Source organism: Wukongibacter baidiensis (assembly GCF_050888315.1).
Classification (GTDB): domain Bacteria; phylum Bacillota; class Clostridia; order Peptostreptococcales; family Caminicellaceae; genus Wukongibacter; species Wukongibacter baidiensis.
Window position 1 is genome coordinate 2,226,667 of the sequence record NZ_CP138202.1, and the last position, 16,999, is coordinate 2,243,665.

Sequence of the window (16,999 nt, forward strand, 5' to 3'; positions counted from 1 at the left end):
TTTGAAAATATTTTATTTTACGTCAACAGGTAATAGTTTATATGTAGCAAAAAAGCTTGGTGGAGAGCTTTACTCTATTCCAAAGGTGCTAAAAGAAAAGAATCTAAGCTTTGAAGATGAGAAAATAGGAATAGTTTTTCCATGTTACTTTGCAGGAACACCTAGGATTGTAAAGGAATTTCTAAAAAAAGTCGAACTTAATAGTGATTACATTTTCGCTATTATGACCTATGGAAGTTCAGGCGCAGCCGGAATTAGCCACTTTCAGAAAACGGCTGAAAAAGAGGGCATTGAAATATCCTATGGTAGCGAACTTTTAATGATAGATAACTACCTTCCCTTTTTTGATATAGCAAAACAACTTGAAAAAGAAGAAAGTAAAAACATTGATGAGCATTTAGAATCACTCATAAAGGATATTAACATGTCAAAAAAATTTATCCTCAAAAAAAATGTACTGGAAAAAACACTCACCACTACAGCACAATTCATTTACAGTAAAAAAACCGGAAAAAATGATAAAAAATTTCTAGTAGAAGACAGTTGTACTTCATGTAAAATATGCGAGAAGGTCTGTCCAGTTAATAATATAAGTGTTAACACGAAACCAGAGTTTAATCATAATTGTGATGAATGTCTAGCCTGTGTAAATCTCTGTCCTACAAAAGCTATTAAAATCAAAAGAGAGAGAGGAACCGCAAGATTTAAAAATATACATGTTGATCTAAAAGAAATAATTGAAGCCAATAATTAAGTTACAATATAAGAGTCAGCATCCACAGCGTTATGCTATTGATGCTGGCTCTATTACTTCGTCTATTGAGTTTTCCATATATAAAGCTCCTATATCTTGGATACAATAGGCCAACTCTAATATATCTTTTATTTGCAATACACTAGAATCCTCCTATTTTGTTTATTTCAAATTATCACTATCTTTCATTTTATTGCCCCAACTAGCTAGTGACTTCAGGGCTGGAATGAGATTTTCTCCATTATCAGTCAGTGAATACTCAACCCTGGGTGGTACCTCCATGAATTGCTTCCGATTCACAATACCATTCATTTCTAATTCCTTTAGTGATTGTGTTAGCATCATATTGGTAATTCCATCAATACTTCTTTTTAATTCGTTATATCTCATAGTCCCATTTTTACTTAATGCCCAAATTATAGGTAGTCTCCACTTTCCGCCAATTAGATTCAAAGCAAAGGTTAACGGGCAATTGTCTAGACCGCTTTTATATAATTCCTTCTCACTCATGAAATCACTCCAATACTCAGTTTTTTCTTCCTTAAACAGAAAATACTGCATACTTGTTATTATAATTGTAACTGATATAATCATATCAAACCTGATTGATCAATCAAATATGTTTTTCAACTTTTTTTAGAAAGGGAGATTAATATGAGTATACATTATGAGGTTATTTCCGATGATAATATTATTTGCATTAAGGATTTATGTAATGAATTAATGACTTATCAAAAATCTTTATCCTATATACGTACTGAGTTGTTTGATGGCATGTGCTTTGAAACTAGAATGATTCCATCTGTTAAAAGTGCTAATGCTAACTATATAGTTGTGGCTAAAGATGGGGATGAAGTTGTTGGATATGTCTATAGCAATGTTTCATCAAAGAAGTCATATTCTAACGATTTTGCTACCTTTTTCGACCTTGATTCTGTAAAAAATGATGAAGTAGGATGTCTTTCTCAGTTCTATATAAAAGAAGGATATCGTAATATCGGAATCGGCTCTGCTTTGTTTGAAAAGTCTATGGATTGGTTAAACTCATTTGAGTCGATAAGCGACTTATTTATCTTTGTATCGAACGGTAACGATAATGCATTAAAATTCTATCAAGGTAAAGGTTTCAAAATCAGTCACCAGATACTCGATGGTTTTATTACCGTATTAAGGAATACTTAAATTGAAAATCATTAACCTTAAATTACCTTGTATTGATAAATCATAACTGTAAAAAATATTGGATAGAAGTAATTTCTCTCACCTTTGTTCAATTTTAAAGATATAAATAGAGAAGGTTACCTTTATGAAGAAAAACAATGGATTAAGTCCTGAAGCAGTTTTCTTAACAATAACTTTGTTTTTAGCTGCAATGGGATTTTTAGTTAGAAGAGAATATAACTTTATCTATAATTCAATTGTCATATACTTTGGCTATTTACTTCTAAATTATTTAGAATCAAGAAATAAATTTAAGGTGAAAAGATATATAAGGGTATTAGTTATTATAACAGTCCTATTGCATAACATATTTGGACAGTATTTTAATATGTATAAAACAATAATATGGTTTGACAAGATGTTGCATTTGTTTGGTACTTTCTCATTTGCATTGTTCTTTTCCTCAATACTAGAATTGACTATAGGAATTTCACATGAGTCTAAGATATATACTTTTATAATGGTAACATCTATAGGCGTTACTGTTGGTGTATTTCTTGAAAATATAGAATTTATTTTAGATGTTTTTATGAAAACTAAGACTCAACATGGTGTAAAGGATATTAATTTGGATTTAATTTTCAATGTAGTTGGGTCGGCTATTGCAGGTGTTTTTTTGTCACTTAGAAAAAATAATGTATAATCTAAAACCTTCAGATATTTATGTTTTACCTACTCGTTGCAACAATTAATTTTAAATCACCTCTTGTTACTCCGTTACTATAGAGATTCCAGTCAAAACTTTAATTTATTCACGTCAAAACTCCCCAGAAACATCGTATATTTTGATATGTATAAATTAAGATTTACCTGTAACTATATATATCTGGTATAATGTTGTAGGTAAAAAAAATAGAGTATCTAGATTGGAGATTAATACATGAGGTTGATTAATAAATATATCCACGAAAGTTTTAAGACAGCAGTGGATCCTATAATTTTTGAAAGAACAGCTGCTCGAGGGATTATATTAGATAATGAGGACATCCTAATGATATATACAAAAAGATATAACGACTACAGTTTCCCTGGTGGTGGCGTTGATGATGGTGAAAATATAAGAGAAGGTCTAATTCGAGAACTTCATGAAGAAACTGGAGCCCAAAACATAGAGGTATTAAATGACTTTGGTGTTTATGAGGAGTTTAGACCTACTTATTATGAGGGATACGATATAGTTCATATGCTCTCCCATTTCTTTGTATGTAGTGCTGAAAAACAACTTGGAGAAGCAAGTCCCGAAGAATATGAAATTAATAATGGATCTGAACCGGTTTGGGTTAATATTCATGATGCCATAAAACATAATAAAGAAGTTATTGCAGCAAAGGAAGATTCTATGGGACTCTCCATTGAAAGAGAAACCCTTGTTCTTGAACTTATAGCAAAAGAGCTTTTATAATACATTGGACGGTTTTAGTAATCCTTATCGTTAGGCTACTTCAAACCGTCCTTATCTATTGCATTTATTAGATTACCTTCAAAATCTCTGGTTCTTTCCTTATTGGCATATCTGGTATTTTAGCGGGATATCCTACAATAATAGGAGCTACGATTTCAAAGTCATCGGTAATTCCCAATTCGCTTAGCATTTCTGATGATTTAATATCAGTTGCAAAATTAATCCAGCATGTTCCAAGATTACGAGAAGCTGCCGACATCATAAAGTAGCTGGCAGCAAGAGAGCAGTTAATCTTCATGTTTTTTAAATTTTTTTCTCCAATAATAAATACCATGGACGGAGCATTATAAAAAATATTGTAGTTCTCATCCCTCAACATCTTCTCATATTTTTTAGCATAGTCATTAGGATTTAATTCTATCCTTTTAAGAATGTTTCTTTTAGCTTCGTCAGATATTCTTTTCATCAATAGTTTATCATTTACAATTATGAACTTCCACGGTTGCTCATTACCTGAACTCGGTGCATATATGCTCTCCTTAATTACTTTCATTATAATTTCATTTGATACTGCCTTGTCAATAAAATTTCGAATAGAACGTCTTTTTAAAAGTAATTCTTCATAATTCATCATATTTAAAGCCTCCCATAAACAGTATTTTTAATAAATACTCAGATTGTTGACAAAGTCAACAAGATGGCAGGCTGTTGAAAAATCTGAAGTTCGAGGCGTGCTGAAATCAAGAGACCGAAGCGTATACGGACATACGTAAGGGTTCTTGCTTGAAGCAACAACGAAGAAATTCGGGTTTGTCAACAGCCTGAGTATTTTTAATAAATAATATATACTAACAAGAATAATATTACTTGAATAAACCTGCTATTTTCATGTTTTTATGGGGCTATGATAAATTATTCAAATGAAGATATAAGTTCAATAGATTGATATGACTTCAGTAGATCCGATGGACAAATTCCGAACATTTCTTTGTAAGTTCGGCTTAAATGAGCCGAATCAGAAAAACCACTTTCATGGGCAGCAGTTGTAAATGATTCACCCTTTAATATTATTTTTATTGCTTCTCTGAGTCTTAACCATAGAAGGTACCTACGTATTGGAGTTCCCGTTTCTTTTTTAAAGAGATGTGCAAGGCGGCTCTCGGATAGACCTGCTAACCGAGCTAGCTCCCGAGAAGATATTTTCTTTTCAGGAATATCATTAAGTATACTCAATAATCTCTTTATTCTAGAGTCAATTTTCTTATTGCCAGAATTAATATTAAAAAGCGAATATACAAGTTCATCTGTAAGATCTTTAGCATCACTACATGTACAGAGACGAGTCCTGAATCTGTTTATTTTCTCTACCGATGAGAAAATAAGCTTAGTGTCAGGTTTAAAATATTCTCTATCATTAAAAATTCCATTTTGAATTTTATTAAGATTATAAAGATTGGGGTCCAAAAGAAATAAAGCAATACATCCCCTACCTCCAACTATCTGATGTGACTGATTAGAATCAATTACCACGGCTCTACATTCATTCCATCCATCACCAAAGTTGATTTCAAATTCCTCATCCAATCCAATGTATATTTCAACAGGATAGTGCCTATGCATTTCTGATCTTAGGGATTTCAATAAGAGCATTGATGCTCCGTACCAGTAATATATAAACCCCTTTTTATCATTATACGATTTATTAAGAAACAAATATTTCACCTCTCAAACAAGGAACAAAGATGTTCCGTCCACACTGTAGTTTTGTGATAAAACCTGGGATGGAGTTGCTATTCCGTCAAGATTGCAGTCGAAACAGCGCCACTCTAGCAACAATAGATAAGTCAATGTCATCATTTAAATGCTTTTCTATATAATCTAACGCCTTCTCCAGTGCATTAATATATGACATCCTAACCCCACCTATTCTAAAAAGTTTATAACTTTATTTAAATCTTCTGGTACCTTTATTTTATCATGCTTATCTATAGCAGTTATTATAATTAAAGTTCTAAGTACATATCATACGACTAAGAACTCAGCCTACATTTCATTTAGCTATCTTGAAAACTAATTTTAATAGTTATACCTTCTCTAGTTTCTATTAACCTACTCAAATTAAGGACCTAAGATTATCATCAATGCAAGAGTAGAAACCATAGGTGCTAAAAATAATACAGACGATAACCATTGTTTCTCTTTTATCGATAGTCCAGCTAGTATTAATCCAGCTAACCCAATTAACCCGTAAATAGCTACCGAAAGTAATGATGTAGGTCCAAAGATGATCATATCCAATATAAATGGCGTGATAAAAATATATGAACTTATCTTTAAATATTTAGCACGCTTTTCGGCATCTACTTTCTTAGTTAAAAACCAAAAAGCTACAATTCCAATAATCAAACCTGGCAATCCGAAATTTAGTGCATAATCAATAAATGAATAAAAACCCATAATAACCTCCTCTATAAGGTATGCTTTGTACAACCATTTAATTTCATTCCTACAACTATTAGACACATTTTCCGTTCAAAAGGTTTCAAAATTTTTTTTCCATTTCTTTATCAAATTCAATTGCAGTTTACTGGATTTTACAAAATTAATTGCTATTACACTCTTTTATAATAAGCTTTAACAGAAATAACAAAAATAAAAACTAGAAAAAGCTATAAATATAAAAAACCTCATAGTATATTGACACTATGAGATTTAGAAGTATGTTTATCTTAACATTTTTAGACTACCAGTCAACTTATTAACCTTTTTCTTTGGTCCGTAAATACATAACCCTAGATAATTTATCTGGTTCTTGTCACTTGATGCGAGCTTCATTTCATAGTCATCATAACTCAGAGATTTTTGCGCCACATCATTAAATCCTATTATTTTAAAATCTTGATCCTTCTTTTCTAGTATTTCATCGTATTTATTTTTTAATTCTTCCTTAGATAGGGTCAATATTGGTATAGGAATATTTGTGATCCCCTCGTGTGATCTACCATCCTTGTCTTTTAATTGCTTTCCCTTTAAACCTTTTGTTTCGCTAGCAAGGCTAATGCCTAAGGCAGCCGCAGTATTTGCTATAAGTCCTATAGGCAAATCCTTGTCAATTATCATTACACATTTCATTCTAATACCTCCTATTTTGCTTTTCTAACAAAATTATAAAGGTATTATTATGGCTTTTATTGTACAATATTGATACTTAACTAGTGAATATCTTTATAATACTGAAGTGGCGTTACACCATAGGACTTTTTAAACTCCTTTGTGAAATGGGCTTGATCGTAAAAACCTGCCTTTAGAGCAATATCAACTATATTGTTACTGTTTTTAAGTAGTTTTTTTCCATAGTCAACTTTGAGCTGCAATTGATAAGCATTTGGTGTCGTATTAAACTTACTTTTGAAATTTCTGATTAGGGAAAATTTATTAATCTCAAATTCTTCTTCCATATCCTTTAGCTTAAGAGTATTAAGAAAGTTCTCTTCAATATAATGTTTTATTAGGCTTATTTTTTTACTGCTTTGAAATTGTATGTCTATATCACATTTACTGAATAATTCATTGAGTGTATTTGTTAATTCCACTTCCTTGTCGAATCGACTAATATTAGTCTTTAGAAAGTTCGAAAGGTCCTTAATTTTATTGAATTCATCATCGCCTAATCTTTTTATTCCAATCGAATTCTTCACTGCTGAATTATCAAAAATTCCTTTGCAAAACTCATTATCTATATAAATCATTGTAAACTCCCAATTATTGATATCTACAGGCTGGCATATATGGCTTATATATGGATATATAATCACAGCCTCACCAGCTTCCATATAATAGTCTTTTCCATTAACATTTAGTATAGTTGAACCTTTTTTTATATATCCAATGGACAACTCATGGTGAAGATGGCTTTTGTATGCATGTAAGTCATCACAACAGGTTTTAACTTCAATCATATCAAATGACTCTTCTCTATAATACTCTATCCCTTTCATAAGCACCACCCTGTAAAAATATATAGATTCACGATATTATTGATTCTTATCCCTTATTAAATCACTTAACATCTTATCATTATCGGTAATAATATTGTCTACACCTAACTTCAAAACATTTTCCATGCTTTCACGTGTGTTGATTGTCCAGACATGAACTTCGCGACCAATGGAATGTGCCTTTTCAACGAATTTATCGTTCACATTAGACTCTTCTACACTATAAAAATCCACATTCAGTTTCTCTAAATCGCCAATGGCTATAAACATAATATAACCCGTTTTGATTCTCGGCTCTAATTTTTCAACCATTTCTAAAGCCTCATAGTTAAGAGAAGTGACAACACAGGCGTCAATCAACTCTTTTTCCTTAATAATTCTTACAACCTCACCAACTAGATTACTTTCATGACCATTTGTCTTTATTTCTATATTAAGCTTAATTCTCCCATTAGAGTGTTCAATAACTTCTTCAAGAGTGGGGATTCTCTCGCCTTTAAAACTCTCATCGAATATGGATCCAGCATCCATATCTTTAACTTCCTCTAGAGTCACTTCCCAAACCGATTTATTAACACCGGTTGTTCTCAAAAAGCTTTTATCATGAAGGAGGATGATCTTACCATCCTTTGTTTCTTGTACATCTATCTCAGCATAACTAGCACCATTACTAATAGCCGCATCAATAGCCGCTAGAGTATTCTCAGGAGCATCCTTTGAGCTTCCTCTATGGGCTGTGATGTCTACGTTATATTTTGTATTTTCAAGGACCTCATAAAAAACATAAACAAAGAAAGACGTAACTACAATACTCATAACACAAATTATTATCAAAAATGTTTTATTCACAATTATTTTATCAATAAAATTCCTTTTTTTATTACCCTCTAATTTAATATCTGGTATTGGTTCATCTTGAATGTTAATGTAAAGCTTCGTTAAAAGTAATATTTGAAACGGGGTAATTATAAAAGATGCTGCAAATAAAATCAGTAGCCCTATACTAAATAAAACAGTAACGACAACCTCAACATATTCTCCCTTTGTGAATGACAGTAAAGCAATAGAAACTAATAAAGATAACAAGATCAATATCACTAATATGATTAAATTAATAAGGTTTATACCTAATGAACGCTTGAAAATATATTTAATATTTCTTTCAACTAGTTTACCACTCTTTCTAAAAGCATGTTTTTCCTTATTATCACTGAGCATAATAACGTGTATGGAAAACATCCACCTAATAGATAATACCACGAAAATAATGATCGCAAGAGATAAGTAAACTGTATAGGACGTTTTAGACAAGATAACATCCATAATAAATCCGGGTATCTTCAATTGCTTTAATATACTGGTTTTCAAGTTACTATCAATCATCGGTGCAATTAACATTAGATAAAAAACAATAAAAAGTCCATCTAAACCTGCTAGATACTTTATCTTTTGAATGCTATATTTTGCAATTTGATAAAAACTGCTCTCTTCCTTTTTATTAAGAGCTTGATAACTTAGGACAATTAGTCCTCCAAGGTCGATGAGTACAACCACCAAAGCAAAGGCTATTCCCAAAATCACCAATAGTAACCCCTGAGGGGAAATTAAGAATTTCTTTACAAGTCCATTGGTAATATAAGAATATCCTTTGCTTCTCATAAGACTGTTGAAACACCAGTTAAAAAACGGAACTAGAATTATCCCTAATAATAACTTTGTAGCAATCTGATATTTTATAAATCTGCTAAGATTCATCCTCAAAACCTGTATAATTTCTTTATATTCACGCCAAAACACTTTCATTAATATACCTCCAAAAAACCAAAACTTCTATTCTAAATTTGCATCAAAGACTTTCCTAATAATAACGGAATATTCCCCTCAATATACTTTAACATATATAGCTAGTTACACAACCAATATTTTTCTAAGATTAAAATTAGATAAGCTTGTAATCGCAGTCAATCACAAGCTTATCTTAAAACTACTTCCCCCATAATTGTTATTTTCTTTATTATCCTATCTATCGTCTATGCTTCCCCACACTTTTACTTAATCTTAGGATTTTTTCTATGGAGCGTTGTTTGCTCATAAGAAAACGCAATATTTAAAAGTTTATAATCCTCATTCAAAGAGGCAACAAAAGTTACTCCATACGGCTCTCCATCCTCTTTATATCCCGCTGGCACTGTTACCGCAGGATACATAGCCGGTGCGTATATCCCTGAAAGTTCATTACTGAAGGATGCTATTACCTCTATATTCTTCTCTCTCATAACATTATCAATAATCGAACCTGCAACTTTTCTATTTTCAGCTACAATTTTTTCGTACTCTTCTTTACTCAAGTCTGTCTCTAGTGCCTGTTGGTGCAGTTCATCACCATAGGGCTTACGATCTTTTGAATCAGTTTTGTTGAAATCTACTATATCCTTTAGTGATTTATACTCACTGATAACATCCTTGTGGCTTAAGAGTGCTTTCACATCCTCTTTCATTCCATAGAGTAGTACTGACATCATATCAATACCGTCTCCCATGGTATCCATACTAACTTCAACAACTTCTGCTCCAGCCTCTTGTAGTTCCTTCTTCAATTCACTTGCTCTCTCGGAATCTTCCTTGAGTATTCCTATTCTCTTACCAGCTAAGAAGTTCTTGTCTAAGCCCTTTTGCATATCCTCTATATTAAATTCCTTAACATGCTTTCCTAGAGGATCATTCTCATCATAGGCTATTGAGCTCTTAAATACCTTATATACATCTTCTACGCTTCTTCCAATAACACCAGCAGTATCCTGTGCCTCAGAAATAGGAACAATTAAATCCCTACTTAGAAGCCCCAAGGTTGGTTTTATTGCAACCACTGAGTTTTGTCCTGCTGGATAGATCAGTGAACCTGAGGTCTCTGATCCAAGGGTTATCGATGCAAATCCTAAACTTGCAGAAACTGCTGATCCCGAACTTGATCCCCCTACATCATACTTACCATATGCATTCTTAGTTTGCCCTCCTAAAACAGAGAAACCATTACTCGATGGCATAGACATAAAATTAGACCACTCACTTAAATTTACTTTGCCGAGAATTATTCCATCTGACTCCTTTAGTTTTTTCACTAAAAATGAGTCTCTCTTCGTTTTAACATCCTTAAGTACATAGGCACCTGCACTAGTATTAGTATTTACTTCTGCAATATTATCTTTAATCAGGATTATCGTTCCAAAGAGTTCGCCAAGCTCGTCACCATTTTGAATTTTTCCGTCTATTTCTTTAGCTCGTTCCAATGCTTTAGGATTAAGTTGGATAACTGAATTGTAATTTCCATCATATATTTTTATCCTATTCACATAAAATAGTACAAGCTCCTCACAGGAAAATGTGCCTTTTAATATCTCTTCTTGTATATACTCTATATTTTCATTTATGACTACAGATTCTATTTTTTCAATCTTCTCTTTTGAAATATTTTTTAACCCTTCATTAAAATCCGAGAAATTTAATTCCCTTTTATACTTTGAAATAACCTCATTTTCATATTGCATAGCAATTTGCATACCATCACCTTGTATACTTTTCAAGAATAAATATCCTCCAATTCCTAATAAAATGATGAAGATAAAAATCCCAATCAATATTTTTTTAATCATAAAATGTATCTCCTTTTTCTATGCTTCAGTATTCTTAATTTTCATAAAAAGGTATACCGATGCTAACATAAATACCACAGTGCATATTATACTTCCTTCAACACCAAAGCTTCCTCCTGAAATATACGGATTGCCAGCTGCTTGGAGTTTTATCAATGAGCCACCGGGTGAAATTGAACCACTCACTTCAACTCCCAAAATATTTCCTTGCATCCAGTTCCATGAAGTGTGAAGTCCGCATACTCCCCATAGGCTTTTTTCTTTAACCACATATAAAGCCGCAAAGATTCCGAATGCAATCAGACTAAGTATGGGCACAAGACTCATTGCATTATTGCTACTATGAAGAAGCATAAAGAATAAAGATGTTACAATTACTGCAAAGGGGACATTATACTTCCTTCCCATCAATGGCAACATCCAACCTCTACATAGAACCTCTTCTGTTCCACCTTGAATTATCCATCCTATAAGTGTAAACAAAATTGTAGGTAAAAACTTAATCCCTACGCCCTCGGTATTAGGTACTATTTTAAACCCGCCTAATACAAATATTATCAGCGTGCTAACTCCCATCAAAAGAAGCCCTACTCCAAATCCTCTTAAGTAACTTTTCAAGGCTCCATATTTTTGAAATCCAATATCTCTAAAACTTCTTTTTTCTCTTTTAGTAACTATTAATGCAATAACTAAGGTTAACGCTCCAAAGCTTAATGTCAAACCGAAAATGACATGATCCACCAACGGGCCTATTAATTCAGCTTGAAGAAAAAACTCTCCCGCAATCGTTGGAATAATTGCACTTGCAATTACAAGTAAGTACGCAAGTATGCAAAACCAAATAAAATTCCTATTAACCTTTGACTTTTCAGCTTTTTTAAAAAGTCCTATTTCCTTTGAAAAACCACCATTATAATCTCTCATATTCTCACCTCTCAAGACAGTTTACCATGTGTAGTTAACTGCACAGCAATAGAGAAAATAGAATTAATTTTATCTATTTGAGTACTCGACAGCATACTTTTTGAAAACAAAGTATAAAGTCAAGTACAAACAATATGTGGTATGATAAAGTAATCATTTAACTATTATAACCTTTGAAATATCCTAATAGTCCAATTGTATCTTTTAGCAATCTACTACTCTTTCTTTTTTTCTAATTATATTACCATTTTCATAATATCTTCATAATTTAATTGTATAATTTAAACCATAAAATTTAAAAAGATATTTTTAAAAAATATCCCCGATTGTAGACGAAGTCTACAAAATGATAGACTGCCTGGAAATCTGAAGTTCGAGGCGTGATGAAAGCAAGAGCCCGCAGCGTATATAAACATACGTAAGGGTTCTTGCTTGAGGCAACAACGAAGAAATTCGGGTTTGTCAACAATCTCAGATGTTTGTGAAAAATATCCTATTAAATCATTGAGGAGTAGTGGTAGATGATGATGATAATAAAAAATCGTAAAAAATTATTTAGCCTGATAGTAATACTTTCCATAGGATTTATTCTCTATCGATATACCAACATTAGTACTTGGTTAAGCTTTGAAAATCTTCAACTTAATAAAGATTTATGGAAGGAATATGTTAACAATAACTATATATTCGCCATGGTACTTTATAGTTTGCTTTACATAGTTGTAGTCACCTTTGCAATTCCTGGTGCAACGGTCTTGACAATTTCAGGGGGTTTTCTGTTTGGAACTTTGCCTGCAATGATATATGCTAATATATCTGCTACAATAGGTGCAACTCTATGCTTTTTGTTTTCAAGATATCTGATTGGATCGTGGATTCAGAATAAATATAGCGATAAGATTATAAAGTTTAATGAGGAGATAGAAGAAAATGGATCAAATTATCTTTTGACTGTCCATCTAATGCCTATATTTCCATTTTTTCTAATTAACTTAATTTCAGGAATTACAAAGGTTTCATTAAAGACTTTTATTTGGACAACTACCATAGGTATTCTTCCAGCTTCCTTCGTTTATTCACTTGCAGGGACTAACTTAGGGAATATACAATCAGTAAAGGATATTTTGTCCTTAAATATACTATTGGCTTTAATAGCTCTCGGTTTATTTGCTCTTTTGCCTACTATACTAAGAAAATTGAATAAACATAAAAACTTGAAATTTACTTAAAATCATTTTTCTGTAAAAATATTGAGCAAAACAAAAGAGCGACAATACAATGGGGCGGTTCTAATGTATCTATTTTCGAGATACTTTTGAACCGCCCCATTGTATTATATTGCTCTAATTTTAATGTTTGATAATTGAGTTGTTAAAAGGGTCATCCTCTTAAACCTTTGATTTCTCCATCTGATAGCAATGGTTCAATGGCCCACGCCCTTTTCCTAAGTCCATCTGATCTTCAATAGCACCTGTAATAAATGCCTTACTGCATCTAACACTCTCTTCTACGCTGTATCCTAAAGCAAGGTTACTTGCAATAGCAGAAGAAAGAGTACAGCCCGTTCCATGGGTATTGGGATTTTCTACACGATGACCTTCAATCCAATGGTATTGACCATCTACATAGAGCAAATCGTTGGCATGTCCTTCTAAATGGCCACCTTTGATTAAAACATACCCATTCACCATCTGACTTATTTTTTCAGCTGCAACCATCATATCCTCTGCCGTTTCAATGTCCATATCGCTTAACAGTGCTGCTTCATATAAGTTAGGTGTTATGACCGTTGCCAGTGGCAACAGCTTTGTACAAAGAGCTGTCACTGCCGTCTTCTCCAGCAATAAGCTTCCAGAAGTCGCCACCATCACTGGATCAATTACCACATGTTTTGGTTTATACTTTTCCAGCCCACTGACAATAGTTTCGATAATTTCTGCTGAAGCCACCATACCAATCTTAACACTATCAGGAGGTATATCTGTGAATACGCAATCTATTTGTGCCTTTATAAAGTCTGTTGTACAACCTTCTATCCCATAAACACCTGTTGTGTTTTGAGCCGTTAATGCCGTTATAACACTCATGCCATAACAACCATGGGCCATAAATGTCTTTAAATCTGCTTGAATACCTGCACCACCACTACAGTCTGATCCTGCAATCGTTAAAACTGTCTTCATAGCTCTTCCTCCACTTTACCAAATAATACGTCGCACTTCTTACGTAGATCCTCCGCTGCATGTCCACAATCCGGTTTCGATAAAATAGCGGACACAACTGCAACACCAGAAACACCGCTGTCTTGAAGGAATCCTATATTATCGGTACTAATACCTCCAATAGCCACAACAGGTACATCAACAGCGTTGCAAATTTCACGAAGAGTTTCGATGGCAACGGCTGTAGCGTCACCCTTTGTAGTCGTTGGAAACATAGCTCCAACCCCTAAGTAATCTGCACCTTCTTGGGTGGCTTTAAGAGCTTCTTCTACGGTACCAACAGAGACTCCAAGTATTTTCTCGGTACCAAGACGTCTACGTGTCTCAGCAACACCTTCATCATCCTGTCCAATGTGTACACCATCGGCATCACAAGCAATGGCAATATCAACGTCATCATTTATTACAAATGGTACTTTATAACGACCTGCTATGGCTTTCATCTCCTCGGCCAACGCCAAAAATGCATCCTTCTCTAAATGCTTTTCACGTAGTTGTAAAAAGGTAACACCCTTTTTAAGGCTGGTTTCAACCTGCTCACAAAGACCTATCTTATCGGACCAAGAACGATCAGTTACCAAATATAATCGCAGTTTATCCTTCAATGTATTCAACACGTGCACCTTCCTTCAGCTCTTCTTCTGTCATCAATCCAACTGAATCTAATAGATACAGGCGAAAATGACCTGTTCCTTCTTCTCTTTCCAACACTTTCTCAGCAGCATTTTCACCGGCAACCCCCATGTGAACAATAGCATGTACTGCATCTTCAAAGGCTTTATCTGGTTGCCCACCGCAATAAGTTGCAATCATGCTTCCAAGCATACAGCCTGTTCCTGTAATTTGTGACATTAATGAGTGCCCGTTACGACACAATGCCACTCTTTTACCGTCAGTAATAATATCAATAGTCCCAGTCATTGCAACAACACTATTAAATTTTAAAGCTGCCTTCTTTGCAAAGTCAATGGCTGAATCCAAGGTATCATCAGTGATGATATCCTCTTCCTGAACATCTACCCCTCCTGTAGTTTTTGCATTGTTATAGAGAGCACGGATTTCTGAGCTATTGCCTTTAATAACTGCAAATTTTATAGTCTCTAGTAGCTCTCGTGCTGTGTCATTACGTAGTGCAGAGGCACCAACTCCAACAGGATCTAGAATCACCGGTTTTTCAAGATCATTAGCCTTCTTTCCTGCTAAAAACATGGAAGCTATCGTTCTCGTATTAAGCGTCCCTATGTTTAGATAAAGAGCACTACTAATGGCTACAATCTCCTCTACTTCCTTTGCATCGTCTGCCATCAAAGGTGCACCTCCTGTTGCTAAAATAATATTAGCACAATCATTTACCGTCACATAGTTTGTAATATTATGGACTAGTGGAGTTTTTTCTCTAATCTTTGTCATCATTCCTTCTAACATAATGCTCCTCCTTAATCGATTTTATAGCTCATTTCCCAAAAAGCCATTTCATGCTCACAAGCCTTTAAAAATATTTGAATGAGATGCTCTTCTTCCTCCGCTGAAATCCCCTCACAAAGTCTATCCAATAATCGGCAGGATTCCACGCTAAATACTTCAAAGTCTTTTCCTGCATAGGCTTCTATCCACGCTTTATAATAGTTATCTTCCAATCTATCTTTATATCTCTTTTTAAGTTCTTTTCCAATATATTCATAGGTAAGAGTACAAGGCAATGCTGACATAAAAATTTCTTTAACATTACCTGATGGTACAAATCCCAGCATATAGTCGAGATAAGCTCTATTCTCTGGCAAAACAGGATCATTATCTACTTTGTAAACATCTAAACCATAATCCATCAAATACTGGGTATGCATATTGGTCTCATCTGAAACCACTACTCCAATACAACTATGTAAGAACTGTAAGTCTTCAATACGATCCACCAATAGAAATGCACTTGCATAGACTTTTCCATAGTCCTTTAAGTAAAGAGAGTCTTGAATTAAATACTTTTTAAACCTATCACGTGACAGTGTACCTTCTCCAATACCCTTTACAAAAGGATGGTCTAAATAGCTTTCATAATAGGCCTGTACACGTGGATCTCTTACCAATCGCTCTGAAAATGTCATCTAAGCACCTGCTTTCTTAACACGTAATCGTGAAAAATTGTTAGTTGATAATAGCATAAGAACTAGTACACTTAAGGATGCCTCTACACCATAACCAGTTACGTTATAAATCGTCGCATATAGCCATGGATTCATTCCCTCTGGTGCAAATTGTCCAAAGAAAATCGTCCCCGAAAGAATACTGAAAAATGTTGATAGCATCACTGCAAGACTGGCACCTAAAGCAAGCTTTGCTTTATTCTCCGTTCCAAACATAGGTGTATATGCTACTGCCATCATGGCACCAAAATAGTCAAGAGGCAATTGCATGACAAAATACGGTGGTTGTACAACAATCTTCAATAAAGCAACAACAATGGCTGATAATAAAGCCTCTTTTTTGCCATATAACACCGATAACAGCATAATGGGTAAAATTGAAAGTAAGCTACAGCCACCTCCCTGTGGAAACGGTACGAGTTTGATGGTGTAAAGCACCATGGTCATTGCAGAAACAAGACCTACACGGGCAAGTAATTTCACATTTAGTTTAATACCTATTAACTGACGCACACTTACAAATAATATCGCTACAGTCAGTAAGATCGCAATTATAATTGCACTATTCATGATTAAATCTACCTTTCTCTATGTAATTTTTAATTTTATAAAATCAAGGAACAGAACGCTAATCAAGTTAAGGATATCCAACAAAAAAACGTGCTACAGAAAGGTAGCACGTTCAAA

19 protein-coding genes are annotated in these 16,999 nt (G+C 33.7%); 5 read left to right on the plus strand and 14 right to left on the minus strand.

The window, feature by feature from the left end; genetic code table 11:
- Position 1: 1 nt before the first annotated feature.
- Positions 2-754, plus strand: a complete 753-nt coding sequence (locus R9X47_RS10065) for an EFR1 family ferrodoxin (RefSeq protein ID WP_432666673.1) — start codon at positions 2-4, stop codon at positions 752-754.
- A gap of 162 nt (positions 755-916) precedes the next feature.
- Here the strand turns inward: R9X47_RS10065 and R9X47_RS10070 are convergent, their stop codons facing one another.
- Entirely contained in the window at positions 917-1,348 is a 432-nt protein-coding gene (locus R9X47_RS10070) for a winged helix-turn-helix transcriptional regulator (RefSeq protein ID WP_432666674.1), read from the minus strand.
- A gap of 60 nt (positions 1,349-1,408) precedes the next feature.
- On the opposite strand from R9X47_RS10070, the gene R9X47_RS10075 reads away from it, so the two are divergent.
- The 3 genes from R9X47_RS10075 (at position 1,409) to R9X47_RS10085 (ending at position 3,377) form a co-directional block, all read left to right on the plus strand.
- Positions 1,409-1,936 (plus strand): GNAT family N-acetyltransferase, encoded by a 528-nt coding sequence (locus R9X47_RS10075; RefSeq protein ID WP_432666675.1) that lies wholly within the window; start codon positions 1,409-1,411, stop codon positions 1,934-1,936.
- A 124-nt stretch (positions 1,937-2,060) separates the two neighbouring features.
- Positions 2,061-2,618: a hypothetical protein gene (locus tag R9X47_RS10080; protein WP_432666676.1), complete on the plus strand. Its 558-nt coding sequence runs from the start codon at positions 2,061-2,063 to the stop codon at positions 2,616-2,618.
- Positions 2,619-2,855: 237 nt separating this feature from the next.
- A complete protein-coding gene (locus R9X47_RS10085) occupies positions 2,856-3,377 on the plus strand; it encodes an NUDIX hydrolase (protein ID WP_432666677.1) in 522 nt (173 codons plus the stop codon).
- Between the two features lie 67 nt (positions 3,378-3,444).
- Here R9X47_RS10085 and R9X47_RS10090 read toward each other — a convergent pair whose 3' ends face one another.
- The 8 genes from R9X47_RS10090 to R9X47_RS10125 all read right to left on the minus strand — a co-directional run bounded on the left by R9X47_RS10090 (position 3,445) and on the right by R9X47_RS10125 (position 11,949).
- On the minus strand, positions 3,445-4,011 hold the full coding sequence (locus R9X47_RS10090; RefSeq protein ID WP_432666678.1) for a nitroreductase family protein: 567 nt from the start codon (positions 4,009-4,011) through the stop codon (positions 3,445-3,447).
- A 278-nt stretch (positions 4,012-4,289) separates the two neighbouring features.
- Positions 4,290-5,090, minus strand: a complete 801-nt coding sequence (locus R9X47_RS10095; protein WP_432666679.1) for a helix-turn-helix domain-containing protein — start codon at positions 5,088-5,090, stop codon at positions 4,290-4,292.
- 405 nt (positions 5,091-5,495) lie between these two features.
- The gene (locus tag R9X47_RS10100; RefSeq protein WP_432666680.1) at positions 5,496-5,834 is read right to left on the minus strand and encodes a hypothetical protein; all 339 of its coding nucleotides are present in this window, start codon (positions 5,832-5,834) and stop codon (positions 5,496-5,498) included.
- A 267-nt stretch (positions 5,835-6,101) separates the two neighbouring features.
- A complete protein-coding gene (locus R9X47_RS10105; protein WP_432666681.1) occupies positions 6,102-6,509 on the minus strand; it encodes a DUF2000 domain-containing protein in 408 nt (135 codons plus the stop codon).
- Positions 6,510-6,589: 80 nt separating this feature from the next.
- Positions 6,590-7,375: an AraC family transcriptional regulator gene (locus R9X47_RS10110; RefSeq protein WP_432666682.1), complete on the minus strand. Its 786-nt coding sequence runs from the start codon at positions 7,373-7,375 to the stop codon at positions 6,590-6,592.
- Positions 7,376-7,411: 36 nt separating this feature from the next.
- On the minus strand, positions 7,412-9,178 hold the full coding sequence (locus R9X47_RS10115) for a glycerophosphoryl diester phosphodiesterase membrane domain-containing protein (protein ID WP_432666683.1): 1,767 nt from the start codon (positions 9,176-9,178) through the stop codon (positions 7,412-7,414).
- A 245-nt stretch (positions 9,179-9,423) separates the two neighbouring features.
- A complete protein-coding gene (locus R9X47_RS10120) occupies positions 9,424-11,025 on the minus strand; it encodes an amidase family protein (protein WP_432666684.1) in 1,602 nt (533 codons plus the stop codon).
- A gap of 18 nt (positions 11,026-11,043) precedes the next feature.
- Positions 11,044-11,949 carry a CPBP family intramembrane glutamic endopeptidase gene (locus tag R9X47_RS10125; RefSeq protein ID WP_432666685.1) on the minus strand — a complete coding sequence of 302 codons (906 nt, stop codon included), beginning with the start codon at positions 11,947-11,949 and terminating at the stop codon, positions 11,044-11,046.
- 521 nt (positions 11,950-12,470) lie between these two features.
- On the opposite strand from R9X47_RS10125, the gene R9X47_RS10130 reads away from it, so the two are divergent.
- The gene (locus R9X47_RS10130) at positions 12,471-13,178 is read left to right on the plus strand and encodes a TVP38/TMEM64 family protein (RefSeq protein ID WP_432666686.1); all 708 of its coding nucleotides are present in this window, start codon (positions 12,471-12,473) and stop codon (positions 13,176-13,178) included.
- A gap of 159 nt (positions 13,179-13,337) precedes the next feature.
- On the opposite strand, the gene thiD is transcribed toward R9X47_RS10130, so the two are convergent.
- The 5 genes from thiD to R9X47_RS10155 are packed head-to-tail and all read right to left on the minus strand — an operon-like array spanning position 13,338 to position 16,882.
- Positions 13,338-14,132 (minus strand): bifunctional hydroxymethylpyrimidine kinase/phosphomethylpyrimidine kinase, encoded by a 795-nt coding sequence (thiD, locus tag R9X47_RS10135; protein WP_432666687.1) that lies wholly within the window; start codon positions 14,130-14,132, stop codon positions 13,338-13,340.
- Positions 14,129-14,785 carry a thiamine phosphate synthase gene (gene thiE / locus R9X47_RS10140; RefSeq protein ID WP_432666688.1) on the minus strand — a complete coding sequence of 219 codons (657 nt, stop codon included), beginning with the start codon at positions 14,783-14,785 and terminating at the stop codon, positions 14,129-14,131. Before thiE ends, thiD begins: the two co-directional genes overlap by 4 nt.
- A complete protein-coding gene (gene thiM, locus R9X47_RS10145; protein WP_432666689.1) occupies positions 14,766-15,596 on the minus strand; it encodes a hydroxyethylthiazole kinase in 831 nt (276 codons plus the stop codon). The genes thiE and thiM overlap by 20 nt, the downstream gene beginning before the upstream one ends.
- Before the next feature lie 11 nt (positions 15,597-15,607).
- Positions 15,608-16,273, minus strand: coding sequence for a thiaminase II (gene tenA / locus R9X47_RS10150; protein WP_432666690.1), 666 nt, complete (start codon positions 16,271-16,273; stop codon positions 15,608-15,610).
- Positions 16,274-16,882, minus strand: coding sequence for an energy-coupled thiamine transporter ThiT (locus R9X47_RS10155; protein WP_432666691.1), 609 nt, complete (start codon positions 16,880-16,882; stop codon positions 16,274-16,276).
- Between the last annotated feature and the right edge of the window lie 117 nt (positions 16,883-16,999).